The sequence below is a fragment of the Gemmatimonadota bacterium genome (assembly GCA_016704275.1).
Lineage (GTDB): Bacteria > Gemmatimonadota > Gemmatimonadetes > Gemmatimonadales > GWC2-71-9 > Palsa-1233.
The window spans coordinates 319,238-344,420 of sequence record JADJAK010000005.1 but is presented as its reverse complement, the minus strand read 5'-3'; the positions used below and the strand labels follow the sequence as shown (position 1 = coordinate 344,420).

The following is a 25,183-nucleotide window of genomic DNA, read 5'->3' as shown; positions in this document are numbered from 1 at the left end:
CTCGCGTCAGGCGGGATCGAGGACCAGCCCGGCGAGGACAGGACGGGCCTGCCCTCCCGGATCGCGGACCAGCAAGGAACCATCGGCGGCGATGCCGATCACCACCCCGGCGACCGGCGCGCGCGCGCGGCGGCCGGCCAGCGCGTCGCGCCGGAGGAAGGCCGCCAACTCCGGATCCGTCAGCGGACCGGCGTAACCCGACACCCGGGTCACCGCCGGGAGCACGCGTTCGAGCAACTCGTCCGGTTCGGCGCCTGGCACCCACTCGTCGCATCGGGCGGCCTGCCCACTCAGCGTCGCTGGCAGCGGATTGCAGACGTTCACGCCGACTCCGACGACGACCCAGCGGCACTCGGCGCCGGACCACGACGCCTCACAGAGGACGCCAGCCACTTTGCGACCCTCGGCCTGCAGATCGTTGGGCCATTTGACCTGCAGGGTCGGCATCGCGGGCCAGGTGGCCTCGATCGCCTCGGCGATGGCGAGCCCCACCCGAAGCGACAGGGCGGCGAAGGCGTCGGCCCGCGCTGGACGGGCGATGACGGAGAGCCACAGGCCGCCGCGCTGGGATTCCCAGGGGCGGCCGCGCGATCCCCGGCCCACATGCTGGCGCTCCGCGACGAAGGCCGAGCCGTGCGGCGCTCCGGCGAGCGCCGCGGCGTGGGCCAGTTCCATCGTGCTGTCGACGGAGGCAAGACGTGTCAGCATCGCCGACCGTTCACCCGCCGCGGCGCGCGAGGACGAACAGCAACCCCAGGCCGAAGACGATCCGATACCAGGCGAAGACCGTGAAGCTGTGCCGCTCGACGTAGCGGAGGAATCCGCGGATCACCACCAACGCCGAGACGAATGACACCACCAGTCCCACGGCGAACATCGGCGCGTCGGCCATCGTGAAGAGCTGCCAGCTCTTGGCGAGGTCGAGGGTCGCCGCGCCGATGATGGTCGGAATCGCCAGGAGGAACGAGAACTCGGTGGCCGCGGCGCGCGAGAGGCCGAAGGCGTAGCCGCCGAGGATGGTGGTCGCGGCGCGCGACGTGCCGGGGATGATCGCCAACACCTGGGCGAAGCCGATCCCCAGCGCCTGACGCGGCGTCACCTCGGCGAGCGTCGGCGCCGTCACCGTCGGCCGTCGCCATTCCAACAGCAACATCACGACGCCGCCCACGACGAGCGCCCACGCCACGACCGTCGTCGAGAAGAGATTCGCCTTGATCCAGTGGATGAGGAGCACTCCGGCCACCGCGGCCGGGATGAAGCCGAGGAGCAGCTTCCCCACCAGGTTGCGTTCCGGCCCGACGCGCATCATCCGTGTGACGAGGGAGAGCAAGGTGGCGCGATAGTGCCAGATGACGGCGAGGATGGCACCGACCTGGATCACGACTTCAAACGTGGCGGCCCGTTCGCCAGTGAAGTGCAACAGGTCACCGACGACAATGAGGTGCCCGGTCGAGGACACCGGCAGGAACTCGGTGATCCCCTCGACGAGGCCGAGGATCAGGGCGATCAGCAGCGGGCCGAGGGTCATCGACCCGCCAGCACGCGACCGTAGAGTGCCTCGTACTGCGGCACCACGATGTCCGACGAGAAGGTCGCGGCGCGGGCGAGGGCCGCCGCGCGAATCTTGGCGTAGCGCACCGGATCCTTGAGCAGCTCGATGGCGCGCCGGGCCATCGCCTCGACCGAGCCGGCCGGCTCGAGGATGCCGTCGACGCCATCGGTGATCACCTCGGGGAGGCCGCCAGTGCGTGCGGCCACGACCGGGGTGCCGCACGCCATCGCCTCGAGCGCGGCGAGGCCGAAGGACTCGGTCTGCGACGGCAGGAGAAAGAGGTCGGCGGCGGCCAGCAGCGGGGCGACGGTGTCGAGGCGCCCGAGGAACCGGACATCGGCGGCGACGCCGAGTTCGCGCGCCTCGTGCTCGGCGTCGGCGCGATCGGGGCCGTCACCCACCATGAGCAGCGTCGCCGGCATCGCCTTCCGCACCCGCGCGAAGATCCGCACCACGTCCTTGACCCGTTTCACTTCGCGGAAGTTGGAGACGTGCAGCAGCAGGCGTTCGTCGCCCGGTGCCAGCGAGTCGCGCGAGGCCGCGGCCTCGGGGCGGTACTCCAGCAGGTTGATGAAATTCGGGATGACATCGAGGTCGCAGGAGACGCAGCCGAACGCGCGGTAGGTCTCATCACGCAGAAACTCCGAGACCGCCGTGACGCGATCGGAACGCTCGATCGAGAACTTGGTGATGGCGTAGAACGACGCCTCCTGCCCCACCAGCGTGATGTCGGTGCCGTGGAGCGTGGTGATCACCTTGAGGTCACGTTCGCCGCGCAGCATCTCGCGCGCGAGGAACGCCGTGGTCGCATGCGGGATCGCGTAGTGGACGTGCAACAAGTCGAGATTTTCCTGCAACGCCACTTCATACTGCCGCGAGGCGAGCGCCAGCGTGTACGGGTAGTGCTCGAAGAGCGGATACCGACTCATCGCGGTGTCGACTTCGTGGAAATAGGCGCGCTCGACATAGCCGCGCAGCCGGAACGGCGAATCGTAGGTGATGAAGTGCACTTCATGACCGCGCCGGGCCAGGTCGAGGCCAAGTTCCGTCGCCACGGCGCCGGAACCGCCGTAGGTCGGATAGCAGGTGATGCCGATCTTCATGCGCTCTGCTGCTCCCACGCTGCCGCAATGGTCGCGGCGAGCTGCTCAGGGGGACGGGTGGCGTCCAGCACCAGGACGTCGCCGTGAAGTTGATGACGAAACCAGGTTTCCTGCCGCTTGGCGTACTGTCGCGTCGCGGTGGCAATCGACGAGACCAGGAGGTCGCGTGGCAGGCGGCCCTGCAGGACCGCCACGGCTTCCCGCACGCCAATGCCATCCATCCCGGGACCTTCGATCGGCGCGCCGTCGGCCAGCACCGCCGCGACCTCCTCGAGCAGGCCGCGCTCCAGCATCGCCGTCGTGCGCGCCAGGATTCGCTGATGCAGGAGGTGGCGGGGGGCGGTGAGCCGCACCGTCCACGGCGTCACGACGCCCTGCGCCTTCGCGGCGGCCTGCCACCACGACAGCGGTTGCCCGGTGAGGAGCGCGATCTCGATCGCCCGGGCCGCCCGATGCCGCCCCCCTTCCCCGCGATAGCCGCGATCGAGCCGTCCGGCCCAGCGCACCAGGGAGGCGTTGTCCATCCGGTCGATCGCCAGACCAAGTGCCTCGCGAGCGCGCGGATCGATCGACGGCTCGGCGAAGAGTCCGTCCACCAACGCCCGCACATACAGCCCGGTGCCGCCCACCACGACCGGGAGCTTGCCGGCGGCGCGGATCGTCTCGACGGCGGCGGCCGCGTCGAGCGCAAAGCGTCCTGCGCTGTACCGCTCCCCGGGCCGCACCACGTCGACCAGGTGATGCGGGACGCGATCGCGTTCCTTGCGGGTGGCCTTCGCCGTGGCGATGTCGAGACCCCGATAGATCTGTCGCGAATCGGCCGAGATCACTTCCATGGGCCAATGGGCGGCGAGCGCCAGGGCGATGGCGGTCTTGCCGACGCCCGTCGGGCCGACGAGAATCGGCGTCCTAGCGTCGCCCAAAGCGTCGCTCCAGTTCTTCGCGCGGCAGTTGCACGATCGTCGAGCGGCCGTGCACGTCGTGCGGTGGCAACTCGCAGGCGAACAGCCGCATGAGCAGCTCGCGCATCGAGCGATCGTCCAGCCGCTGCCCGGCCTTCACCGCGGCGCGGCAGGCGTAGGTGGCGGCAAAGCGCTCGAGGCGGTTGGCCCAGCCGCCAAAGCGTCCGCGGGCCAGGTCGGCCACCATCTCACGAAAGCAGGCCACCGCATCAAAGCGCGGATGCGGATTGGGCACGCCGTGCACGGCGACGGCACGGCCCCCGAACGGCTCCACCTCGAAGCCGATGCGGCGGAGCACGTCGTCGTGACTGGCGACCACATCGAGTTCCTCGTCGGTCAGCTCGATCGTGATCGGGAGCAGCAGTCGCTGCGATGGCATTCCGGTCCCCTGCAACTGATCCAGCACCTCTTCGTACAGGACGCGTTCGTGCGCCGAGTGCTGATCGACGATGACCAACCCCTCGGGCGACTCGTAGCAGAGATAGGTATCGGCCAACTGCAGCAACGGCGCCTGCCAGCCGATCGTCTCGGCGTGGTGCGGCGCCGCATCAACCGTGGCAGCGTCGCCGGTGAGCGGGGCGAACAGATCGGCGGGGAGCTCGTCGGCCAGGGGCACCCCCATTGGGCGCGGGGCCGGCAAGGCACCGGGCATCGGGGCCTCGCCGAGCTGCGCCGACGCCCCCAACGCCTGCAGGGCATCGCGCACCGCTTCCTCGACGGCGCGTTCGACGCCGATCCGGTCGCGAAAGCGCACCTCCAGCTTCGCCGGATGGACGTTGACGTCCACTTCGGCGGGATCGACGCCGATGTCGAGGAAGAGTGAGGGCCGATCGCCCGGATGGATCGCGGAGCGGTAGCCCGCCTCCGCCGCACGCACGAGGAAATGATCGCGGAAGGGTCGACCGTTGACGAAGAGCTGCGTGCGTCGGCCGGTGGGCTGCGCATCGGCGGGGCGCTGCGTGAACCCCTCGACGCGCACCCCGCCCACGGCGTAGCTGACCGGCAGGAGCGTCCGGGCCAATTCCGCGCCCCAGACCGCCGCCAGTCGTTCCTCGCGCGCTTGTGCGGCGGGGACGATCAACCGCGGCCGACCATCGAGCATCAATTCGAAGCCGACGTCGGGATGGGCCAGGGCCAGGGTCGCCACCGTATCCCAGACCGCCCGCGATTCACTCGCCGCGGAGCGGAGAAATTTCCGGCGCGCAGGGGTGTTGTAGAAGATCGTGCGGGCGGTCACGGTGGTGCCGCGCTGCCGGGGCTGCTCGCGCAGCTGGTCGACTCGACCGCCGTTGACCGTGACCTCCACCCCGTCGCCATCGGTGGTGGCGGTGTGCAGGGCGAATCGACTCACGGAGGCGATCGCCGGAATCGCCTCGCCACGGAAGCCGAAGGTGGCGATCCCGACGAGATCCTCGGGGGAACGGATTTTCGAGGTGGCATGACGATCGAGGGCAAGCAGCGCATCGTCGCGCGACATGCCGGTGCCGTCGTCGGCCACTTCGATCACGGTCTTGCCCCCATTCTCGACCGAGACGCGGACGTGCCGCGCCTCGGCGTCGAGGGCGTTCTCGACCAGTTCCTTCACCACCGACGCTGGGCGCTCCACCACCTCGCCGGCCGCGATCTGATTCGCGACGGCGTCAGGGAGGAGGGCGATGCGTCGCGTCGTGCCGATGCTCATCCCCTCAATCTAGCGTCGCGAGTGGCGCGATCGCCTCCTCGGGGAGCCAGCCACGCCCACCCTCCGGCGTCGCCACCAGTAGCCACTTCCCGTCACGCTTCTCCACCTCCACCAACGCCCAGGCCGAGGCCTGCGCGAGCGCCGGGGCCGCCGGATGCGGCGAGACACGCAGGGCGATCGCCTCGCGCACCAACGCGACGGGTGCCACTTCCCGACGCCAGCGGAAGAGAGCCAGGGCGCCACAGCTGAGCGACACGAGCAGGACGACGCGAGCCGCCCGGCGGCGTCGGCCAGATCTGCCGAGCAGCCACGAGACCGCTACGCCGAGCACGGCGAGGAGGACGCACTCGTCACGTGACACCGGGATCGTCGGCACGAGCCGCTGCATGCTGGCGGGCAGCGTGCTCGCATCGCGCCAGGCCTGTCGGGCCACCTTGTCGCGTGGGGCGAGCGAGAGGGCACGCCACCAGGCGGCCACCGCACCGACGTCATCGCCAGCCTGCCACCGGGCCGACCCAAGGTCGCGCCAGCTCCCGGCGGCCCGGGGCTCGGCAATGGTCTGCGCCTCGAAGCGCCGTGCTGCCCCGCGGAAGTCCCCCGCGCGGTAGCGACTGACCGGATCGGTGGCCTGCCCCACCAGCGGTGCCGCAGCGACGAAGCAAAGCACCAACAGCGTCGTCGCGCGCCGCAGCCTGCTGAGCACCGCGGAGACAGCAGCCGGGGGCTCCGGCGCGGCTCCCCCAACGGGCCCGTACCGTCGCCGCCCCGTGGCGGCGAGCCAGCGACGAATCTGCTCGGCCTCCGGGCGCGGCACGCCGCGATGGCGGAGTGCGGCGACGACACGATCCGAACTCGCCTCGATCGGCGTGCCGAGCAATCGATACAACTCCCGTTCCGGATCGCCGATCGGCTGGACGACGGCGATCGCAGCTCGAGGCCGGCGTCGCCGCCACCAGAGGGCCAGCAGCACGCCAGGCGTAACCAACGCGACCCACATCGCTGCCTTGGTGCGCACCACCTGCGTCGCCAGCGGAATTTCTTCCTCGCCGGTGACGGCGAGTGGCGTCCTATCGCCGGTCCGACCGGCGCTCGTGAAGACCGGCAGCGCGAACGCCGACGCCGCGACGACCCGCACACTGACGGTGCTGGGGTCGAACGTCGGGTACCGCACCGCCGGAAGCGTCACGACCCCTTCGCTGTCGGCAACGATGGTGAATCGGAACCGCTTCTCGCCGCCGCGATCGCCGGCGATGATCGTGGTCCGCTCTTCCGTCCGCTCCGGGTAGACGCGCAAACCGCTGGGCCAGGCGATGCTGGGCGTCGGCCAGAGCGTGACGTTGCCGGTCCCGTTGGCGACGAGTTCGACCTGTGCCGGCGTGCCGGCCCGCAATCCATCGGGGGGGCCGCGCCAGACGAGGCGAAGGTTCCGTGTCGTCGGCCCACCGGCGACCAGAGTGGCCACGGCGGCGGGAATCGGGCGCACCTGCAGCGTCGCGGTGCGCGAGGTGAGGCTCTTGCGCTCTTCCGGGGCGAAGTAGGACGCCGAGGCCGGCACCGCGTAGGAGAGCAGCGCCGGCGGGGAGACGATGCGCCCCGGGCCGAAGGGGAAGATCGTCTGATGCATCACGAAGAGATCGTAGACCTCGCCCCGCGCGCGGCGGGTCTCGACCAGGATCGGCAGGGACTGCGACTGCACACTCCACAGTCCGCTGAGTGACGGCCCTCGGAGGGTCGGCGGCCGGCGGAGCCGATCGCGCAGTTCGCGCGGAAACCACGCGGCCGTCACCAGTTCGACTTGCTCGCCCACCCACGCGGTGTCCTTCGAGAAGCGCACGGCGATCGACACGCCACCGGCCGCCGGTGGGCAGCGGAAAGCGGCCGAGCATGTCGCGCGCACGCGGCGAAAGCGCCGTGGTATCCTGCACGACGAGTGCGGCCAGGAGCGCGAGTGCGATCACCAGTCGGGTCCCAGCGGCGGTTGACCACGTCGCTGCCGCTTGGCCTGCGCCATGCGCGTCTCACGCTCGGCGCGCTCCATCGCGGAGAGCACCTGCTCGGCGTCGGCCTTGCTCATGCCGCCGGGCGTGGGCGGCGCCTGTTGCGGTTGCTGCGGCTTCGGCGGCGGCTTCTTGTAGTCGCCGCCACCCCCGCTCTGCGGCGGTGGCGGTGGCGGCATCAAGCGTCTCGCCAGCTCGTAGTTGAACTTCGCGTCGGCGTCTCCGGGTGCGAGCTGCAACGCGGACTGCAGCTGCCGGCTCGCCGCGACGAGCAGTGAGTCGCGTCCCTTCGTCTCGCGCCGCGCGCGCGTCAGGTACGCCGTCCCGAGGTTGTAGAGCGCGCGCCGCCGGAGATCGGGGTCAAGCGACAGCGACGCGCGCCGCAAGGCATCCTGCGCTGCCACCATGTCGCCCGCCACCAGCGCGGCCGTGCCGGCATTGAACCACGCCGAGTCGGTGCCGAGTTTTTTCGCCTCGGCGGCGAACGCCTCGCGCGCCTTGGCCGTGTCGCCTCGCTGCAGCAATTGGCCGCCGGCCGACGGTCGCTGGGCGCTCGCGGTGCCGATACCCACGGCGAGCAGCAACCCCACCAACGCCGCACTGCGTCGGGTCAACGTGTGCCCCAGGAGTCCCACCGCCGCGACCAGCGCGAAGAGCCAGGCGCGGGGGATGAGGTCGTCGGCGCTGCGGTCTTCCGCGGGCGCGCGGGCGAGTCGGTCGAGCACGCGACGGACCTCGCCCGACGGATCCGGGGCATCGGCCGGGACGACGATGCCCCGTGCGCCCGTCGCGGCCGCCTTCAGTAGATCATCACGGCGCACCGTGATCACCTCCTGTCCGTCGGCATCCTTGTGCCACGTCCCATCCGGATCGGGAATGCGCGCACCGGTCGAGCCCCCCACCGGCACCAGGACGAGGGTGATGCCGGCGCGCTGCAACGATTCCCCCACCGAGGTCAGTGCCTCGGCCCCCTCGAACGACTCGCCGTCGCTGAACACCACCACTGCCTTGTCGCCGCCCTGCGTCGCGGCCTTCAAGACGTCGGCGGCCTGACTGATGGCCGCGCCGAGCCCCGAGCCGCCTTCGCTGGCAACTTCCGGGTCGAGGGCATCCAGTTGGAGCGCGAGCGCACTCTGATCGAGCGTCAGGGGCGAGAGCAAGTAGCCGCGCGCTGCGAAGGCGACCAAGGCGAGTCGGTCCCCCTCGAGATCCTGCACCAGCCGCCGGGCGATCCCCACGGCGCGCGTCAGCCGATCGGGCTTCACGTCCTGCGCGAGCATCGATCGCGAGATGTCCATCACGACCACAACGTTGAGGGCGCGCGATTCGGTGGCCTGAGAGGCCCGTCCCCACCGCGGCCCCGCGAGCCCGAGCGCCGCCACCAGGGCGATCAGACCCAGCACCAACGTGGAGTGGCTCCCCATCGCGGCCGCCTGGCGGCCGAGTTGCGCCGACCATCCCGCGGCAGCGCGAAGCCGACGCCGCCGAGCCTGCCACGCCGCCGCCGCCACGAGCAGCACGACGAAGGGTACCACCACGAGCCACTTCGGCAGTTCGAACCTCACGGGACACGCACCGCGATGGTGCCACTCAACAGCAATTCGATCGCGAGGAAGGCGAGCCGAGGGCCAGAAACGGTCGAGTGCGCTCGTCACGTCGGGTGTAGCGGACCACGTCGACCGGCGTCCGCTCGAGCTGGTCGATCTGCTTGAAGATGCGGCCCAGCGAGGCGGCATCCTTGGCACGGAAGTATTGCCCCCCGGTTTCCTTGGCGATCTCGGTCAGCAGCACTTCGTCGATCTTGACCGGCAGCACTTCGTAGCGGAAACCATTCAGTCCGCGGCCGGTGGGAATCCGGGCCTCACCCTCGGTCCCGACGCCGACGGTGTAGACCTTGATGCCGAACGCCTGCGCCGTCTTCGCGGCGGTGCGCGGGTCGATGATGCCCCGATTGTTTTCGCCGTCGGTGAGGAGGAGGATGACCTTCTCCTCTCCCGGCAACTTGCGGAGCCGTGCGACCGCCGTCGCCAACCCGGAGCCGATGGCGGTGCCATCCTCGAGCAGTCCGACCTCGAGGTTGCCGATCGCCTGCTCCAGGGTGGCGTAGTCGACCGTCACCGGCACCTGGGTGAGCGCCTCACCGGCGAAGGTCACCAGGCCGATGCGATCGGCCGTGCGCCCGCGCACGAATGCCGTCGCCTGTCGCTTGGCGACTTCCAGCCGATTCGCCGGCGCAAAGTCCTCTGCCAGCATCGAACTGGAGACGTCGATCGCCAGCACGATGGCGAGTCCTTCGGCGTTGATGACGGTCCGGTCGCCGCGCCGATACGGACCGGCTGCCGCGATCACCAGGGCAACGCAGGCCAGCCCACGAAAAAGTGGCGGCAGCCAGAGTCGCCACTTGCCGCGCGCCGGCACCAGAAATGGGGCCAGATCGGAGACGACCGCGGCAGCGGGCCGCAGCCGAGTCCGTCGCCACCACCACCACGGCAGGGCGAGCAGCAGGAGGAGCACGAGCGGTCGGGTCACGCCGATCACTGGGCCCCTCCCGCGAGCAACATCATCCCCGACGCCGCCAAGGCGTGCAGGTCACCATCGGCCTCAGGGGCGTAGCGCAGGGTGGCCACCGCGGCACACCAGTCGGCCGCCTCGGGACGATCGCGCAGGGCCGCTTCCAGGTGCAGCACGGCGAGTCGACTCTCCCCGGCGGCGATCCATCCTGCCAGTCGCGCCGCGTCGACCGGCGGCACGGCGGGCGGCGCGATCGCCGGTGCCGCAGGGCCACGGCGACGACGATGCCACCACGCCAGAAGCCCGACCACGAGCAGCAGCGGGAGCGCAATGGCCCAGGGAAGAAACGTGCGATCGGCGCGTGCCACCCACGGGCGCGCCTGCTTTGGTGCCACCTGCGCCGCCGGCCGGCCAGTCGGCAGCACCGAGGCGATGTTGAGTGGCACGCGGGCATCGGGGAGCGTGTCGATCCCGCCATCGAGCCGCACGACAATGGCACCCGGAATGGTGAGGGTGTTCTGCCCGGGTGCCCACACGGTCACCCGATAGGCGATGCGCACCGAATCGCCTTCGCGCGTCACACTGGGTGGACCGAGCAGCGTCGCCATGGTCGTGTCCGTCGGCGCTTGGGGCTGGACCAGGGCGCCGGCGGGCACGGCGACCCGCTGCACGATCGTCGTGGTGTCGCCAACGGTGAGGCGACGAGGTTGCTGTCTCATCGCCGCCGTCCCTGACGGCCAAAGGCGGCGCGCAACACCGGCAGATACTCGCCATCCGTCCGGATCACGACCTCGCGCACGCCGGCCGCCGAGAGGGCCGCACTGCGGCGCATCCGCTGCCGCTGCGCCATCGCTTCCGCCCGCTTCCGCGTGGTGGCGTCGCCGCTGTCGAAGAGGACGGTGCCACCACGCTCGGCGCCGACGAGCTGCACCCAGCCACCGGTAGGCAGCGCCGTCTCGCGGGCATCGTCGAGTGCGATCGCCGTGACCTCATGACGCGCCGAGAGGCCCTTGAGTGGTGCTTCCCATCCCGGCGCCAGGAAGTCGGAGACGATCACGACCAGCGCCCGTCGACGGAGCAATGCCCCGGCGGCGCGGATCGCCCCCGCCAGATCGGTTTCGCCGGGTTGCGTCTCGAGGGCGAAGAGTCGCTGCACGATCGCGTAGGCGTGTCGCCGACCACGCCCCGGCGGGATGACCGGCCCGACGGTATCGCCGAAGGCGAGCAGGCCAACCCGATCCTGCTGCTGCGCGGCGACGAGCGCGAGCATCGCCGCGACCTCGACGGCCCGCGCCGACTTCGGCTCGGGATCGCCGACGGTGGTCGATGCCGACCGGTCGACGACGAGCAGCAGCGTGAGTTCACGCGTCTCGGTGTAGAGCTTGACGTAGGGGAGCCCGGTGCGGGCGAGGAGGTTCCAATCGAGATGGCGGACGTCGTCGCCCTCGGCGTACGGGCGCACATCGGTGAACTCCATCCCGGTCCCGCGGAACACGGAGCGCACCTCCCCGCCGAGGAGGGCCTCCGTCGCACGCCGGCCCCGGAGGGCGAGCGTGCGGACCTGCTTCAGCAGCGCGGGCGGGAGGAATCCGGCCACGTCACGGCACCGGCACCGCGGCGAGGACCTGTCGGATCACCGCGTCGGTATCCACGCCCTCGGCCTCGGCATCAAAGGTGAGGACGATGCGATGCCGCATCACGTCGGGAGCGAGCGCCTGGATATCCTCGGGCATCACGAAGTCGCGGCCGCGGAGGAAGGCATGGGCGCGCGCCGTCTGCGCCAGCGCAATCGAGGCGCGGGGTGACGCACCGTAGGCGATCATCGGCGCCAGTGCCCCAAGACCGATCGTCGCCGGCTCGCGCGTCGCGCGCACCAGATCGACGATGTAGTCCGCGAGCCGGGCGTCGAGATGAATGTCCTCGATGGCATGCCGCGCGGCCATCACCTGGGCCGGCTCGGCCAGGCGCTGCACGTCGATCGCCCCCGAGGCGCTCATCCGCATCAACACCTCGCGCTCCTCGGTCCGCGAGGGATAGCCGACGCGGATCTTGAGGAGGAAGCGGTCGAGCTGCGCTTCGGGGAGTGGGTAGGTCCCCTCGCTCTCGATCGGGTTCTGCGTCGCGAGCACGAGGAACGGCTCGGGGAGCGGATAGGAGTTGCCGCCGATGGTGACCTGGCGCTCCTGCATCGCCTCAAGGAGCGCCGACTGGACCTTCGCGGGGGCGCGGTTGATCTCGTCGGCCAGGACGATCTGCGCGAAGATCGGACCCTGGCGAACCGTGAACGCCGAGCGCTGTGCCTCGTAGATCATGGTGCCGACGACGTCCGCGGGGAGCAGGTCCGGCGTGAACTGGATTCGCGAGAATGACGAGTGGATCACGTCGGCGAGCGTGCGCACCGTCAGCGTCTTCGCGAGCCCGGGGACACCTTCGAGCAGCACGTGCCCGCCGGTCAGCAATCCGATCAGGAGCCGCTCGACCATCAGATCCTGCCCGACCACCCGCTTCCGCACTTCGGCCAGGACGGCCTGTACCGGAAAGGTCACTCAGTCCTCCTCAGGCGTCATGCCGATCGCGCGGTAGATCCCGCGCTCCTCCGCCGGCGTCAGCGGGCGCCACTCGCCGGGGGCGAGATCGCCGAGCCGGACCGGGCCGTAGGCCACGCGCGCCAGCCGGTCCACCTTGCCGCCCATCGCCTCGACCCAGCGGCGGACGATCCGGTTGCGGCCTTCGCTGAGCGTCACCTCAAGGACGCTGCGACCCTCCTTCCCTGCACGCACGCGGACGCGCGACGGCTGCACCACGCGCTGATCGACCGTGATGCGCTCGCTCGCCTTCTGCTCGAATTCGGCGGTGCCGAGGCCATGCACGAGGGCGATGTAGCTACGCGGCACCCGGTACTTCGGGTGCGTCAGCCGATGGACCGCGTCGCCGTCGGTCGTCAACAACAGCAACCCGGTCGTCGCGACGTCGAGTCGGCCGACATAGGTCATCCCCGCGCTGTCCGGCAGCAGGTCGAAGACGGTCTTGCGTCCCTGTTCGTCGTCGGCGGTGGTGACCACGCCGATCGGCTTGTGAAAGGCGATCCACCGTTTCACGGCGAGCGTGATCACGGTCCGACCCACGGTGACGCGATCCTTTCCCGGCGTGACCGAACTGCCGAGCGAGGCCGTCTTTCCGTTGACCTTCACCTTCCCGTCGGTGATGAGCACTTCGGCCTGGCGGCGCGAGGCGACGCCGGCCCGGGCCAGGTACCGCTGCAACCGCATCGGTTCCGTGCTCATCCCTCTTCCACGGACGCGAGGGCACCAGCCTCATCGGGGGATGGCTCGGCACGATGCGGCTGGAGGGCGATCGTCAGCTCCTCCGCGCGCGGGAGGTCGGCAAGGTCGTTCAAGCCGAGCAGCTCGAGGAAGAGCGGCGTGGTGCCGTACAGCAACGGCCGGCCGAGGCTCTCGCTGCGGCCGACGACCTCGATGAGCCCGCGCTCCTGCAGCGTGCGGAGCACGCCGCCGGCGTTGACGCCGCGAATCTCCTCGATCTCGGCGCGCCCGACCGGCTGGCGATAGGAGATCGTCGCGAGCGTTTCCAGCGTCGCCGCCGACAGCCGCGGCTGCCGCTGCATCGCCTGCGCGCGCTCGACGGCCGCGGCGAAGGTGGCGCGCGTCAGGATCTGGTAGCCGCCGGCGAGTTCGACCACCTCGATGCTGTGGCCATCGAAGTCGTAGTGTTCGCGCAGCTGGTCCAGCGCGGTGCGGACCTCGGCAGGCGAGGACTCCGGCTCCAGGCCCTCGAGTTCATCGAGGGTGAGGGGCCGGTTCGCCGCGAAGAGCGCGGCCTCAAGCAGTTGCGACAGCGGGTTCAGCGAGCTCACGGGCCACCACCAACGGTGCGAAGGGAAGATCCTGGCGGATGCGGAGCAGTCCGCGCTTGGCCAGTTCCAGGATTGCAAGCAAGGTGGACAGGACTTCCACGATGCTCGGCGTCGGGCCGAAGGCCCGGCGCCAGTCGAATTCCTCGTGCTCGGCGAGCAACGCCTCGATCCGGATCACCGCCGATTCGACGTCGAGCGGACGCGCGACGACGCTGTGCATCTGCGGCGACGGGATCTGCATGATGACGCGTTCGACCGCGACGAGGAGATCGAGCAGGTCGAGCGTGATCGGCAACGGCGGCAACGAGGCCGGCGGCGGCGGGATGAAGCCGCGCGAGAAGCGCAACGCGCGTCGCTCGGCCTGCCGCGCCATCCAGAGGGCGATCTCCTTGATCTGCTGATACTCGAGGAGCCGGCGCACCAGCTCGGCGCGCGGGTCCTCCCAGCCCTCTTCGTCGCCATGGCGCGGCAACAGCAGCTGCGCCTTCAGGCGGATCAGCCGGCCCGCCATCTCGAGGTAATCCGCCGCCTGATTCAACCCGAGGGCGTGGATCACCTTCAGGAACTGGTCGGCGATCCGGGCGACGGGGATGTCGGCAATGTCGATCTGCTCCTCGCGCACCAGGTGCAGGAGGAGGTCGAGCGGGCCGGTGAAGCCGTCGAGGTCGACGACGAAGCCCGTGTCCGGGGCCGCATCGTCAGCCAGCGAGCCGAGAGAGAGCGTCATCGCTGAAAGATGTTCCACCCCTCGCCGACGGCGAAGGGGACAGAATAGTGAAGCAGCTGATAGTAGCCCCACGACGCCGGCTGCATCAGGAATGTCAGTGCGCTGGGCAGCAGGAACAGAAAGCCGAAGAGGATCAGGAAGCCGAAGCGATCGAGTTGCCGGTAGCGCGCGCCGAGCGCGGGCGGGAGGGCATGATAGAAGATGCGCGATCCATCGAGCGGCGGAATCGGAATCAGGTTGAAGACCGCCAGCATCAGGTTGAGGCGCATTCCCCAGGAGAGCATCCGCTGGGCCGCATCGACGGTGGACGTTCCCGCCCCACCGAGGAGTTCGTGGATGGCGCCGAGCCCGATGAAGAGGAGGGCGCAGCCGATCGCGATCACGAAGTTGGTGACGACGCCGGCGCTCGAGACGATCAGGTCGCCGCGACGGTAGTTCCGGAAGTTCCGCGGGGTGATCGGCACCGGCCGCGCCCCGCCGAAGGTGAACTGCCCGGACGAGAGGATCCAGAGCCCGATCGGCATCAGGATCGTCATCACCGGGTCGATATGCGGGAGCGGATTGAAGGTCAGCCGCCCGAGCTTGTAGGCCGTGTCGTCGCCCTGGCGGAGCGCCGCCCAGCCGTGAGCCACCTCATGCGCCACCAGGGCGAAGAGGAGCATCGGAAGGGCAAGGAGCAGGTCACCGAGCAGGAGGCAATCCTTGGGGAGAAGAGGGCGTAAGGTAGCGCGGGACGGGGGGTTGGGTCAAAGCGGGGTTGGCTGCTCCCCTTGCCCGCCCGGGGTCGCTCGGCTATTCTGCTAGGCTAGCCGGGCGACCACTGTGCCCGGGATCCAGGAACCGAGTTGCCATTTTCAGGGGAAGCCCGTGCCGCGCATCAAGTCCGCCAAGAAGCGCATGCGTCAGACGAAGGTCCGCACCGCCGCGAACAAGACCCAGCGGAGCGCGTTGCGCACGGCGGTCAAGAAGGCCCGCGCCGCGACCACGCCGGCCGAAGCCGCCGAAGCGCTGAAGGGCGCCGAGTCCGCGCTCGACCGCGCCGGCCGGAAGAACCTGGTGCACCGGAACACCGCCGCCCGGACCAAGAGCCGGCTGGCCAAGGCCGCGAACAAGGTCGCCAAGGCCTAGTCCGCTCCGCCCTGGTACTGCAAACCCCCGCCCGGCATCGCGCCTGGCGGGGGTTCGTCTTTGGGCCCCTATCCGATCGGGCCGGACCGACACCACCCGACCATCGAGTTCCGACCCCCCGATCCGCTGCCGCCCTGACAGCGTCGGGGACCAAACCCGCCATCGGTTGACGAACCAGATCCCTCCCGGCTCGCGGCCGAAGTCGAGCACCCCGCCAATGCCGCCGGGCGTGACGCCCGCGAGGGCCGCGGGGAGGTACGCGAACCGGAATCGGAGCTGGCGCGGCGCCAAGTCAGCCGCGTTCACCACGAGTTCCCCCGCGATGTCCCCCACCTGGGAGCGCCGTCGCGGCGCGAAGCGGAGGATCAGGGAATCGGCCGACGCCGCGGGCCGGTCCAGGGAGAAGCAGTGGGTCTCCAGGAACCATGGCGAGAAGAGCACGGTGGGGTCGGGGCCGTACAGGGTCCAACTCCCCTGTCCGTTCTCCCAGCGCTCCACTGCGAAGCCGAGGCGCTTCAGCGAGTCGACGGAGAGACTGTGCACGGGCCAGCTGGTAATCGGCCGGTGCAGCGTATCGGCGATCGTGTCCAGCGTTCGCGAGGGGTTGGCACGACGCTGCCGCGCCGTGACACCACGCATCGTGCGCTCGATGACCTGCGTCTCGAAGGTGATTTCGCCGTGCGCGACCGCCTGCTCGACCACCGTCAGCGCGCCGCCGAAGGCCGTGAGGAGCTCGCCGAAGTCGGCGCGATCCGTGCCGGCATTTACACAACTCGCGCCGGCGAACTTGACCACATCCGGCAACGTGAAGAGCTGTCGCTCGAGCGACAGGTCGGGGAGGGTGCGAACGGCGAGCTCGACGTCGACCGCCTCGCGACTCCCCGGCCGGAAACCGATGGCGCGCATCGTCAGCCGATAGCGTCCGCCGGTGGAGAGGGGCACGAGGAAACCGCCGGTCGCCGACGTGACGACCCGCTTGGTGAGATAGCCATCAGCGTCGCGGACCTCGACGATCGCACCGGACACCGGGCGGCCGTTTCCTGCCTCGACGACCTTCCCGCGAATCGCCTGTGCCGGCAAGCCGATCGCGGCGCCCACCAGGAGGGCGCCGAGCAGGGCGAGCCGGCGGCGAGTCGTCACCCCACGTTCAGTTCCGCACCACACTTCTAGCAGTACCACTCGGCGGCCGTGTTCATCGCGCCGCATTCGCTGCAGCGCAGGGTCCGCCCCGACGTGACCACCGTCGGCTCGGGTGGCGGGCCAGAGACCACGATGTCCTCGTCGAACATCGGTCGAGGCGACACGGCGGGGGCGGGGGTCGGCGTCGGGACAGTTCGCGCCGGCTCGGCCACAGGGGTGAAGCGCGCCGGGATCTCGGCCGGCATGCCGAACGACGGGATGACCCGTTCCTGCTCCGGCGGCATCCCGGTGCCCGGCCGGAAGGAGAGCGGACCGCGGTCTGAGGCGACCGGCGCCTCCGGCACGACATCCTCATCGACCAACTCGACGGCTTCCTCGGTCAACTCACCCGGATCGTCGAAGATCGCCAGCAACTGCTCGTCGATGTGATCATCAACCAATTCGACCTCGTCGAGGTCGACGGCCTCCTGCACCACCTCCGCCGGGCTAGGGGCGGCGGCGCGCACCGGCTCGACCCCCATCGACGTCGCCGACGCGGTGACGCCACTCGTCTCGACCGGGCGGGCGGGCGCAATGATCAGCGAGAGCACCTCTTCCAGCCTGCCCGCCCGTTCGGCGACCACGTCGAGCGCCTGTTCATGCCGGGCGACATCGGCGGCATGCCGATTCCGCTCCGTCTCGAAGAAGCTCTGGTCGTACTCCCCGACGAGATGGCGCAGCTGCGCCTCCGCCAGCGCCTCGTTGGCCGCGTTGGCGCGGTCCGCATGCGACTCCTGCTCGGCCCGGTCTTCCGCGAGCTTCGCGGCGATGGCGTCGCCGTGACCCTGCAGGCGCTCGATGACGCCGTTCAACCGACCCTGGTAGTCCTGGCGCACGCGATCCCGCACGGCAGGGGGAACGCTGGAGCCCGCCGCGTCGATTCGCGCGAGCCACCCCGTGACGGCATCGCGCTCGGCGAGGAGCACTTCAACATCGGCAAGGTTTGGCTGCTTCATCATGGGACGCCGGGGGTTGCAGGTGATTCGTGAAAACTAGTGCTGGCCCGGGATTCCGGAAACGGGACGCTCGGTGGAAGTATCGACCGCTGCCGGCCGACCGCGAGGTCGTCCGGGCCGGCGGGCGACGGCATCACTGCCCCGTGAACACCACTCGGCCACCGACCACGGTCCGCTTGACCACCCCGGGCATCGTCTCGCCTGCCCAGGGTGTGTTGCGCGACCGCGAGCGGATACGGGCCGGGTCGACGACCCAGCTTGCGGTCGGGTCGAAGGCGACGATGTCGGCGACGCCACCGATGCGCAGGGTGCCCCCGGGCAGATGCCAGAGGCGCGCGGGGGCACAGCTCATCCGCTCGATCAACGTCCCCAGCGAGAGCACGCCACCGTTGACCAGTTCCCGGAGGCCAAGCGAGAGCGCCGTCTCGAGGCCGATGATCCCATTGGGCGCATCATCGAACTCGCGCTCCTTGGCATCATAGGTGTGCGGCGCGTGGTCGGTCGCGATGCAGTCGATCGTGCCATCGGCGAGTGCGGCCCGGATGGCGGCGCGATCGGCGTCCTCGCGGAGCGGCGGGTTCATCTTCGCGTTGGTGTCATAGTCGCCGACGCGCTCGTGGGTCAGCGTGTAATGATGCGGCGCCGCCTCGGCGGTGACCGACAGCCCCTGCTCCTTGGCGCGACGAATGAGGTCGACCGAACCGCGCGTGCTCATGTGACAGAGGTGGACGTGCCCCCCCGTCAGCGCCGCGAGGATGCAGTCGCGCGCCACGTGGATTTCCTCGGCGGCCGCGGGGATTCCCTTGAGGCCGAGCCGAGTGGAGATGATCCCCTCGTGCATCGCGCCGCCGTGCGCCAACGGCGTGTCCTCGCAGTGATCGGCCACCGGAATGCCGAAGGTGCGCGCGTACTCGAGTGCGGTGCGCATCAACTGCGACGACATCACCGGATGTCCGTCGTCACTCACGGCGACGGCGCCGGCGGCGACCATCTCGCCGAATTCGGCGAGCCGCTCGCCCTTCTGCCCGACGGAGATGCAGCCGATCGGAAAGACTCGCGCGAGCCCAGCGGCCTCGCCGCGCGACTTCACGAAGCCGACGGCCGACTGGTTGTCGATCACCGGATCGGTGTTGGGCATGGCGCAGATGCCGGTGAAGCCACCGGCCACCGCGCTGGCGGCACCGGTCGCGATCGTCTCGCGATCCTCCTGCCCCGGTTCGCGCAGGTGCACGTGGACATCGATCAGCCCGGGGGCGATGACCCACCCGCCGGCCTCGACGACCTGGGCACCATCGGGCGACCCGATGTCGCGTCCGATGGCGGCGATGCGCCCATCGACGACGAGCAGATGGGTGACCTCATCGAGGCCCTGGGACGGATCCACGACGCGACCGCCGCGGAAGAGAATCGGAGCGGTCATGCGGCCTCGCCCCCGCCGGCGCCCCAATCAGGGGAGCCACCGGCGAGCAGGTAGAGCACGGCCATCCGGACGGCGACGCCGTTGGTGACCTGCGGAAGGATGACGGAGTGGGCGCCGTCGGCAACGTCGGAGTCGATCTCGACGCCGCGATTCATCGGGCCCGGATGAAGGATCAGCAGGTCCTTCGGCGCGCGCGCGAGCTTCTCGCTGGTGACGCCGAAGACCCGGTTGTATTCGCGGAGCGAGGGAATGAAGCCGGAGGTCATCCGTTCCAGCTGCAGGCGCAGGACGTTGAGCGCGTCGGCCCACTCGATCGCTTCCTCGATGCGCCGGAAGACGCGGACGCCAAGCGCCTCCACATCGCGCGGGAGGAGCGTGGCTGGCCCGCAGACCGCGACCTCGGCGCCGAGGCGCGTGAGACCCCAGATGTTGCTGCGCGCCACCCGCGAATGCAGGACGTCGCCGACGATGCAGACCTTGAGGCCATCGATGCGACCAAAGCGATCCCGCAAGGTGAGCAGGTCGAGCAGTCCCTGCGTCGGATGCTCGTGCATGCCGTCGCCGGCGTTGATCACGTTGGAGCGGATGCGGTCGCCGAGGAACTTCGCGGCGCCGGATGCACTGTGACGGATGACGACCATATCGATCCGCATCGCCTCGAGGTTGCGCGCGGTGTCGACCAGCGTCTCGCCCTTGGAGACCGAGGAGCCCGACGCGGCGACGTTCACGGTGTCAGCCGAGAGGCGCTTCTCGGCGAACTCGAACGAAATGCGCGTCCGCGTCGACGCCTCGAAGAAGAGGTTGACGATGGTCTTGCCGCGCAGCGCCGGCACCTTCTTGATCTGCCGTTCCGACACTTCCTTGAACGGCTCGGCGGTGTCGAGGATGGCGGTGATCTGCTCACGCGTCAGATGTTCGAGCCCGACGAGGTCCTTCCCCAGCAGCGAGGTCGTCATGCCGACCCTCCGCGCACGAGCTCGACCCCGTCGCTGCCGTCCCGCTCCTGCACCGAGACCTTCACATGGTCCTGTGCGGTCGTCGTGACCGTGACACCGACGACGTCGGCGGCGATCGGCAACTCGCGCCCGCCGCGATCGACCAGCACCGCGAGCAGGATGCGCCTGGGCCGACCGAAGTCGGCGATCTCGTCGAGGGCCGCCCGGATGGTGCGGCCGGTGTAGAGCACATCGTCGACGATCACGACGGTGGCGCCGTCGATGGCCTGCGGCAGCCGCGTCTCGTGCACCACCGGGCGCTGCCCGATCGCCTGCAGGTCGTCACGATAGAGGGTGATGCCGAGCGACCCGCGGAGCAGCGGACGATGGAGCTGGGCTTCGAGGAGGGGGGCGAGGCGCTCGGCGAGTTCGACGCCACGGCGCTGGATGCCGATGAGAGCGACGCTCGGGGCGTCGGCGGTCCGTTCGACCAGTTCCGAGGCCATCCGCGCAAGCGCACGTCCCATGGCCGGGGCGTCGAGGAGGCGAGTGGTTGTGGGCATCGGAAACGGAATCTAATGCGAGGGGATGGCAGCGAGAAACGCGGCGGACACCCGGCCTGCATTCACCCGCGGGTGGCGACGCCGCGCAACTGGCGTTCGTGGAGCCGCGAGAGCGTCAACTGCGCCAGGATGGCACCCACCAGCGCGAGGAACATGTCCCACTGCGTGTCCCAGGGATCGCCCTGCGTGCCGAGGAATTCGTCGGCCCCCTGCCCCAGTGCCAAGGCGGCCCACCATTCCACCAACTCGTAGCACGCCGAGAGCGCCAGGCAGGTGGCAACGACCAGGAAGGCGAGCCAGCGCCCGGCGGGGAGCGGGATCCGTCGCCGGAAGATTTCCCGGGCCGCCATCGCGGGGATGAAGCCCTGCGCCAGGTGGCCGAGCCGATCATACGGATTCCGCTGCCAGCCGAGGAGTTCCTGCGCCCAGAACCCGACGGGGACACGCGCGTAACTCCAGTGCCCGCCGACGATCAGGATCAGGGCATGGATCAGGATGAGGCGATAGAGCAGTGGCGTCAGTGGAAAGCGGCTGGCCGTGACGAGCAGCAGCGGGACGACGAGCAGAATCGGGAAGATTTCCAACCACCACGTGGTCCGATCGAATGGCGCGATGCCCGAAAGCACCAATGCGATGGCCCCCACGGCGAGCAGAAGCAGCCCCTCGCGGCGGCCGATCGTGCTGATCTGGTCAGGCATCGACCGCGCGTTCCAATGCGGCGAGTTCTCCGGCGCGGGCTGCCGGCATCCAGGCATGCATGCCGATGGCGATCAGCCCGGCCTCGGCGAAGAGCCGCCGATAGGTACTGGCGCGTCGCGGCTGGAAACCGTGATGGTCGCCTTCGCTGGCGTCATCGCGCGTGAAGGTCGGCAGGAACGCCACGCCACCAATCAGCGGCACCATCGCCGCGAGGGCGCGCCGCAAGACCGGTGTCGGGAGATAGTGGAGGACGTCGGCCGCGACGACGAGGTCGAACGGGCCGTCGAGTCCAAGCTCGTCGAGCGTCTCAATCGAGCCGAGCCGGAGGTTCCGGCGACGGCCATATCGTGCGACCGCCCACGCGCTGCTGTCGACGCCAGCGTAGCGCGCATGCGGCCGGAGGCGGTGCAGGAGCGGTTGCCACCGCCCCTCCCCCGCCCCCGCATCGAGCACCGACCGAATCGGTCGGCAGAGCAACTGTTCGGTGACCGCCACCGCGAAGGTCACCTGACGAACCAGGTCGGCCCGTGACCCAACGCTGTGCGCGGGGTCACGGTACCACCGATCGAAGTACGCCTGGTCGTAGCGCTTCGGCACGACTACTTGCGCCGACCGCCACCACCCTCGTCGTGATCATCGTCGTCCTGTCCCTGCAGCTGGAACGGGTTGCCGCTGAACATGCTGGCACTGCGCTCCACGCGAAGCACCTGCTTGGAGACGGTCCCACCGACGCGGACGATCACGAGATAGTCGCCCGGCTGTGCGGCGCCGCCGCGGCCACCGAAGCCGCCGCCGCCGCCACCGCCGACGCCTGGCGCGGCACCTGGGAGGGTGACCAGACCGGCCACCGTGCGGGCGAGGGCACCGTCGGCCCCGGCCGCCTGCGCCAGCAGACCGGCGGCACCACCTGCGCCACCGCCGCCGCCACCACCACCACCGCCGCCGCCACCGCCGCCCTCACCCGGGCGCTCGACCCAGGCCGGCGCCCCACCACCGCCCGCGCCGCCGCGGCCACCACCGCCGCCGGGGGCGCCACCGCCGCCCCTGCCCGCGCCCACCGGCACCGGGAATTGCCCCGGCCGGATTCTCGACCAGCTTGCGCACCCGCGCGAGGGCGGCCGTGTCTGTCCCTGCCTTCTTCAGCGAATCGAAGACGGTATTCCGGCGCTTGATCGTCAGCAGCGAGTCCCGACGCTGTGACGGCGTCTGCGCCCGCGGCGCCGCCGGCGGCGGCGTGACCTGGAAGCCCCAGTTGACGCGGTGCAGTCCGGCGGCGCCAGGCCCGGTGAGGCGGCTGACCGTGTCGCCCGCCGCGTTCACGATGAGAATCGCCGCCGACGAGGCCGCCGCCGACGCGGACACGCGGTAGGTGATCTCGGCACCGTAGGCGGGGGAGTTGGCGCGGAAGATCGCCTGCCCGGTCGACTCGCCGTTCAGCGGGGCCTGGGTGTACTGCACCGCCGTCTTCGGCTTGAATTGCGCAACGGCCAACGCCACCACGCTATCGCTCATCTGCGGGATCGGGGTGACATCGACGATCCAGATGGAGCGGCCGTGGGTGCCGGCGATCAGTTCGCGGTCCCGCGGATGGATCTTGAGATCATGCACCGGCACGGTGGGCAGGCCGTTCATGAACTTCTGCCACGACCCGCCCTTGTTCAGCGACAGGTACGCCCCGACGTCCGTGCCGACATACAGCACGTTCGGATTGGCCGGGTCCTCGCGCACGACGTGCGCGAAGTCGACCCCACCGGTCGGCAGGTTCGCCACGATCGACTTGAAGGTCTTGCCGTAGTCGCGGGTCATGTAGACGTACGGCGTGAAGTCGCCCGTGCGGTGCCCGTCGAAGGTGATGTACATCGTGTTGGTGTCGGCATACGACGGTTCGATGCGCGAGACGTAGGTCCCGGCCGGCACGCCCGGGAAGCGGCCCGTGAGCTCTTCCCACGAGGCGCCGTCGTTCCGCGTGAGCCAGACTCGGCCGTCATCGGTGCCGGCGTACAGCAGCCCCGGCCGCACATACGACTCGGCCAGCGAGACGATCGTCCCGAACGTCTCGGCGCCGGTGGCGTCGGTCGTGATGCCGCCGGTCGTCCGCGTCGACACCCGGATCTTCATCGTGTCGGCGTAGCTCAGGTCCGGCGAGATCGGATACATGTCGTCGCCGCGCTCGACCGACTTCATCACCCGGTTCGAACCGGCGTAGAAGGTCTTGTTGTTGTGCGGCGAGAGGAAGAACGGCGTGTTCCAGTTCCAGCGCAGCGTCAGCGCGGCCGAATCGGCGGCGATCATCGCCGTGATGTCGGCGATCCGCTTCTTCGTCGCGGGGGTGGCGGCCGTCGGGCTCTCTTCCAGCACGGCGATGGTGTCACGCCATGCATTGGCCCGCGCACGCCAGGTCGGCTTGGGGAGGTTCGAGCTCTCACCAGTGGCGAGGTTGGTGCGGCTCATCGCACCGCCCTGGGACTCGCCGTAGATCACGTTCGGATCGGTCGGATCCTGCGCGGTGACGAAGCCGTCGCCGCCGTTGTACGTGAACCACATCGAGTTGGTGATCGCGCCCTGCTGCCGGCGGCTCGGGCCGCACCACGAGCCGTTGTCCTGCATGCCGCCGCAGACGTTGTACGGCGTCGCGAAGTCGAACGAGACGGCATAGAACTGGCCGATCGCAAACGAGTTCGGGAACCACCAGTTGCCACCCTTGTCGAACGTGATCCCGATCCCGCCGTCGTTGCCGACGATGATCCGGTTCTCGTCATTCGGGTCGAGCCACATGGCGTGGTGGTCGACGTGGAGGCCGACCGTGGTCTGCCGCACCGTCTTGCCGCCGTCGGTCGAGAAGTTGACCGGCGTCGAGGACCAGTACACCCGATCCGGATTCTTGACGTCGACGCGGACCTGCGAGTAGTAGAACGGCCGGACGTTGTTCGACGCCATGAAGGTCCAGGTGGAACCGCCATCCGCCGAGCGGTACAGGCCGGACTTACGGGTGGCCGGCGTGCCGACGCCGCTCTTCCCCTTCGGGTTCGCGGCGCTGTCCGCCTCGACCAGCGCATACATGATCTTCGCATTGCTCGGTGCGATCGCCAGGCCGATGCGGCCCTTCATCGTCTCGGGGAAGCCGCCACCCTTGACCTCGGTCCAGGTCTCGCCGGCGTCGGTGCTCTTCCAGAGCGCGCTGCCGGGGCCGCCGCTCTTGAGGAAGTACGGTCCGCGCACGCGTTCGTAGCTGGAGGCAAAGAGGACGTTCGGATTGGTCGGGTCCATCACCAGGTCGACGAAGCCCGCCTTGTCGCTGATGAACTTCACCAGCCGCCACGTGGCGCCGCCGTCGGTCGTCTTGTAGAGGCCGCGATCCGGATTGCTGTTCCAGATGGCGCCCAGCGCCGCGACGTACACGATCTGCGGATTGGTCGGGTGCACGATGATGCGGGCAATCGTCTGCGTCTTCTCGAGGCCCATCAGCTTCCAGGTGAGCCCACCATCCATCGACTTGTAGATGCCCTGCCCCGGCGACACCGAGTTGCGGGAGTCATCCTCGCCCGTGCCGGCCCAAATCTGCATCGTGTCACTCGGCGCGATCGCCAGATCGCCCATCGAGACCACGCGCTCATTCGTGAAGAGCGGGCGGAAGGTCACGCCGCCATTCGTCGTCTTCCAGATGCCACCTGCCGCCGCGGCGACAAAGAAGGTGCGCGACGGTGACGGAATTCCCTCGACGTCGGTGACCCGGCCCTGCATGTTGGCCGGGCCGATCTCACGCCAGCGAAAGGCGTTGAGCGTGGCGGAGTCGAGTGGGGTGGAGAGCTGGGCAGACAGGGGGGGCACGGCGCCGAGGAGCAGGCACGTGGCGGCAGCGCGGACGTAGGCACGTCGCATCAGGCGGACTCGTTGGT

Annotated in this window: 24 protein-coding genes; 1 reads left to right on the top strand and 23 read right to left on the bottom strand. The window is 69.7% G+C overall.

Annotation, left to right across the window (positions count from 1 at the left end; genetic code table 11):
- Window positions 1-6 precede the first annotated feature (6 nt).
- From IPG05_12290 to IPG05_12220, 15 genes are all read right to left on the bottom strand, one after another.
- Window positions 7-708 (bottom strand): biotin--[acetyl-CoA-carboxylase] ligase, encoded by a 702-nt coding sequence (locus IPG05_12290; protein MBK6495856.1) that lies wholly within the window; start codon window positions 706-708, stop codon window positions 7-9.
- 10 nt (window positions 709-718) lie between these two features.
- Window positions 719-1,528, bottom strand: a complete 810-nt coding sequence (locus IPG05_12285) for an undecaprenyl-diphosphate phosphatase (protein MBK6495855.1) — start codon at window positions 1,526-1,528, stop codon at window positions 719-721.
- Entirely contained in the window at window positions 1,525-2,655 is a 1,131-nt protein-coding gene (bshA, locus tag IPG05_12280; GenBank protein ID MBK6495854.1) for an N-acetyl-alpha-D-glucosaminyl L-malate synthase BshA, read from the bottom strand. Before bshA ends, IPG05_12285 begins: the two co-directional genes overlap by 4 nt.
- Entirely contained in the window at window positions 2,652-3,578 is a 927-nt protein-coding gene (gene miaA, locus IPG05_12275) for a tRNA (adenosine(37)-N6)-dimethylallyltransferase MiaA (protein MBK6495853.1), read from the bottom strand. The genes bshA and miaA overlap by 4 nt, the downstream gene beginning before the upstream one ends.
- Window positions 3,565-5,298, bottom strand: a complete 1,734-nt coding sequence (mutL, locus tag IPG05_12270; protein MBK6495852.1) for a DNA mismatch repair endonuclease MutL — start codon at window positions 5,296-5,298, stop codon at window positions 3,565-3,567. The genes miaA and mutL overlap by 14 nt, the downstream gene beginning before the upstream one ends.
- 4 nt (window positions 5,299-5,302) lie before the next feature.
- Window positions 5,303-7,195 (bottom strand): BatD family protein, encoded by a 1,893-nt coding sequence (locus IPG05_12265; GenBank protein MBK6495851.1) that lies wholly within the window; start codon window positions 7,193-7,195, stop codon window positions 5,303-5,305.
- A gap of 57 nt (window positions 7,196-7,252) precedes the next feature.
- A complete protein-coding gene (locus IPG05_12260) occupies window positions 7,253-8,860 on the bottom strand; it encodes a VWA domain-containing protein (GenBank protein ID MBK6495850.1) in 1,608 nt (535 codons plus the stop codon).
- A gap of 25 nt (window positions 8,861-8,885) precedes the next feature.
- Complete coding sequence (locus IPG05_12255) at window positions 8,886-9,824, bottom strand: VWA domain-containing protein (protein MBK6495849.1); 939 nt, start codon at window positions 9,822-9,824, stop codon at window positions 8,886-8,888.
- A 5-nt stretch (window positions 9,825-9,829) separates the two neighbouring features.
- A complete protein-coding gene (locus IPG05_12250) occupies window positions 9,830-10,525 on the bottom strand; it encodes a hypothetical protein (GenBank protein ID MBK6495848.1) in 696 nt (231 codons plus the stop codon).
- Window positions 10,522-11,403 carry a DUF58 domain-containing protein gene (locus tag IPG05_12245; GenBank protein MBK6495847.1) on the bottom strand — a complete coding sequence of 294 codons (882 nt, stop codon included), beginning with the start codon at window positions 11,401-11,403 and terminating at the stop codon, window positions 10,522-10,524. Before IPG05_12245 ends, IPG05_12250 begins: the two co-directional genes overlap by 4 nt.
- Window position 11,404: 1 nt before the next feature.
- Window positions 11,405-12,289 (bottom strand): MoxR family ATPase, encoded by an 885-nt coding sequence (locus IPG05_12240; protein MBK6495846.1) that lies wholly within the window; start codon window positions 12,287-12,289, stop codon window positions 11,405-11,407.
- A 63-nt stretch (window positions 12,290-12,352) separates the two neighbouring features.
- On the bottom strand, window positions 12,353-13,090 hold the full coding sequence (locus tag IPG05_12235; protein ID MBK6495845.1) for an rRNA pseudouridine synthase: 738 nt from the start codon (window positions 13,088-13,090) through the stop codon (window positions 12,353-12,355).
- The gene (scpB, locus tag IPG05_12230) at window positions 13,087-13,680 is read right to left on the bottom strand and encodes an SMC-Scp complex subunit ScpB (protein MBK6495844.1); all 594 of its coding nucleotides are present in this window, start codon (window positions 13,678-13,680) and stop codon (window positions 13,087-13,089) included. Before scpB ends, IPG05_12235 begins: the two co-directional genes overlap by 4 nt.
- Window positions 13,646-14,407 carry a segregation/condensation protein A gene (locus IPG05_12225; GenBank protein ID MBK6495843.1) on the bottom strand — a complete coding sequence of 254 codons (762 nt, stop codon included), beginning with the start codon at window positions 14,405-14,407 and terminating at the stop codon, window positions 13,646-13,648. The genes scpB and IPG05_12225 overlap by 35 nt, the downstream gene beginning before the upstream one ends.
- The gene (locus IPG05_12220) at window positions 14,404-15,069 is read right to left on the bottom strand and encodes a site-2 protease family protein (protein ID MBK6495842.1); all 666 of its coding nucleotides are present in this window, start codon (window positions 15,067-15,069) and stop codon (window positions 14,404-14,406) included. The genes IPG05_12225 and IPG05_12220 overlap by 4 nt, the downstream gene beginning before the upstream one ends.
- Window positions 15,070-15,274: 205 nt before the next feature.
- Here IPG05_12220 and rpsT point away from each other — a divergent pair, with 205 nt between their 5' ends.
- A complete protein-coding gene (rpsT, locus tag IPG05_12215; protein ID MBK6495841.1) occupies window positions 15,275-15,535 on the top strand; it encodes a 30S ribosomal protein S20 in 261 nt (86 codons plus the stop codon).
- A gap of 1,166 nt (window positions 15,536-16,701) precedes the next feature.
- On the opposite strand, the gene IPG05_12210 is transcribed toward rpsT, so the two are convergent.
- The 8 genes from IPG05_12210 to IPG05_12175 all read right to left on the bottom strand — a co-directional run bounded on the left by IPG05_12210 (window position 16,702) and on the right by IPG05_12175 (window position 25,166).
- Window positions 16,702-17,670, bottom strand: a complete 969-nt coding sequence (locus tag IPG05_12210) for a hypothetical protein (protein MBK6495840.1) — start codon at window positions 17,668-17,670, stop codon at window positions 16,702-16,704.
- 133 nt (window positions 17,671-17,803) lie between these two features.
- Complete coding sequence (locus tag IPG05_12205; GenBank protein MBK6495839.1) at window positions 17,804-19,090, bottom strand: dihydroorotase; 1,287 nt, start codon at window positions 19,088-19,090, stop codon at window positions 17,804-17,806.
- Complete coding sequence (locus IPG05_12200) at window positions 19,087-20,046, bottom strand: aspartate carbamoyltransferase catalytic subunit (protein MBK6495838.1); 960 nt, start codon at window positions 20,044-20,046, stop codon at window positions 19,087-19,089. The genes IPG05_12205 and IPG05_12200 overlap by 4 nt, the downstream gene beginning before the upstream one ends.
- Entirely contained in the window at window positions 20,043-20,588 is a 546-nt protein-coding gene (gene pyrR / locus IPG05_12195) for a bifunctional pyr operon transcriptional regulator/uracil phosphoribosyltransferase PyrR (protein ID MBK6495837.1), read from the bottom strand. Before pyrR ends, IPG05_12200 begins: the two co-directional genes overlap by 4 nt.
- 62 nt (window positions 20,589-20,650) lie before the next feature.
- Window positions 20,651-21,286: a DUF2238 domain-containing protein gene (locus IPG05_12190; GenBank protein ID MBK6495836.1), complete on the bottom strand. Its 636-nt coding sequence runs from the start codon at window positions 21,284-21,286 to the stop codon at window positions 20,651-20,653.
- Window positions 21,279-21,884, bottom strand: a complete 606-nt coding sequence (locus tag IPG05_12185; protein MBK6495835.1) for a class I SAM-dependent methyltransferase — start codon at window positions 21,882-21,884, stop codon at window positions 21,279-21,281. The genes IPG05_12190 and IPG05_12185 overlap by 8 nt, the downstream gene beginning before the upstream one ends.
- 2 nt (window positions 21,885-21,886) lie before the next feature.
- Window positions 21,887-22,345 (bottom strand): hypothetical protein, encoded by a 459-nt coding sequence (locus tag IPG05_12180; GenBank protein ID MBK6495834.1) that lies wholly within the window; start codon window positions 22,343-22,345, stop codon window positions 21,887-21,889.
- On the bottom strand, window positions 22,245-25,166 hold the full coding sequence (locus tag IPG05_12175) for a hypothetical protein (protein ID MBK6495833.1): 2,922 nt from the start codon (window positions 25,164-25,166) through the stop codon (window positions 22,245-22,247). Before IPG05_12175 ends, IPG05_12180 begins: the two co-directional genes overlap by 101 nt.
- Window positions 25,167-25,183 lie beyond the last annotated feature (17 nt).

Excerpts from the sequence above, each read along its gene's own strand:
- IPG05_12285 (MBK6495855.1), bottom strand. The coding sequence starts at position 1,528 with ATGACCCTCGGCCCGCTGCTGATCGCCCTGATCCTCGGCCTCGTCGAG.
- IPG05_12175 (MBK6495833.1), bottom strand. The coding sequence starts at position 25,166 with ATGCGACGTGCCTACGTCCGCGCTGCCGCCACGTGCCTGCTCCTCGGC.
- mutL (MBK6495852.1), bottom strand. The coding sequence starts at position 5,298 with ATGAGCATCGGCACGACGCGACGCATCGCCCTCCTCCCTGACGCCGTC.
- pyrR (MBK6495837.1), bottom strand. The coding sequence starts at position 20,588 with ATGCCCACAACCACTCGCCTCCTCGACGCCCCGGCCATGGGACGTGCG.
- IPG05_12240 (MBK6495846.1), bottom strand. The coding sequence starts at position 12,289 with ATGGTCGAGCGGCTCCTGATCGGATTGCTGACCGGCGGGCACGTGCTG.
- IPG05_12220 (MBK6495842.1), bottom strand. The coding sequence starts at position 15,069 with ATGCTCCTCTTCGCCCTGGTGGCGCATGAGGTGGCTCACGGCTGGGCG.
- IPG05_12190 (MBK6495836.1), bottom strand. The coding sequence starts at position 21,286 with ATGCCTGACCAGATCAGCACGATCGGCCGCCGCGAGGGGCTGCTTCTG.
- IPG05_12250 (MBK6495848.1), bottom strand. The coding sequence starts at position 10,525 with ATGAGACAGCAACCTCGTCGCCTCACCGTTGGCGACACCACGACGATC.
- bshA (MBK6495854.1), bottom strand. The coding sequence starts at position 2,655 with ATGAAGATCGGCATCACCTGCTATCCGACCTACGGCGGTTCCGGCGCC.
- IPG05_12210 (MBK6495840.1), bottom strand. The coding sequence starts at position 17,670 with ATGAAGCAGCCAAACCTTGCCGATGTTGAAGTGCTCCTCGCCGAGCGC.
- IPG05_12290 (MBK6495856.1), bottom strand. The coding sequence starts at position 708 with ATGCTGACACGTCTTGCCTCCGTCGACAGCACGATGGAACTGGCCCAC.
- IPG05_12225 (MBK6495843.1), bottom strand. The coding sequence starts at position 14,407 with ATGACGCTCTCTCTCGGCTCGCTGGCTGACGATGCGGCCCCGGACACG.
- IPG05_12205 (MBK6495839.1), bottom strand. The coding sequence starts at position 19,090 with ATGACCGCTCCGATTCTCTTCCGCGGCGGTCGCGTCGTGGATCCGTCC.
- IPG05_12200 (MBK6495838.1), bottom strand. The coding sequence starts at position 20,046 with ATGACGACCTCGCTGCTGGGGAAGGACCTCGTCGGGCTCGAACATCTG.
- IPG05_12235 (MBK6495845.1), bottom strand. The coding sequence starts at position 13,090 with ATGAGCACGGAACCGATGCGGTTGCAGCGGTACCTGGCCCGGGCCGGC.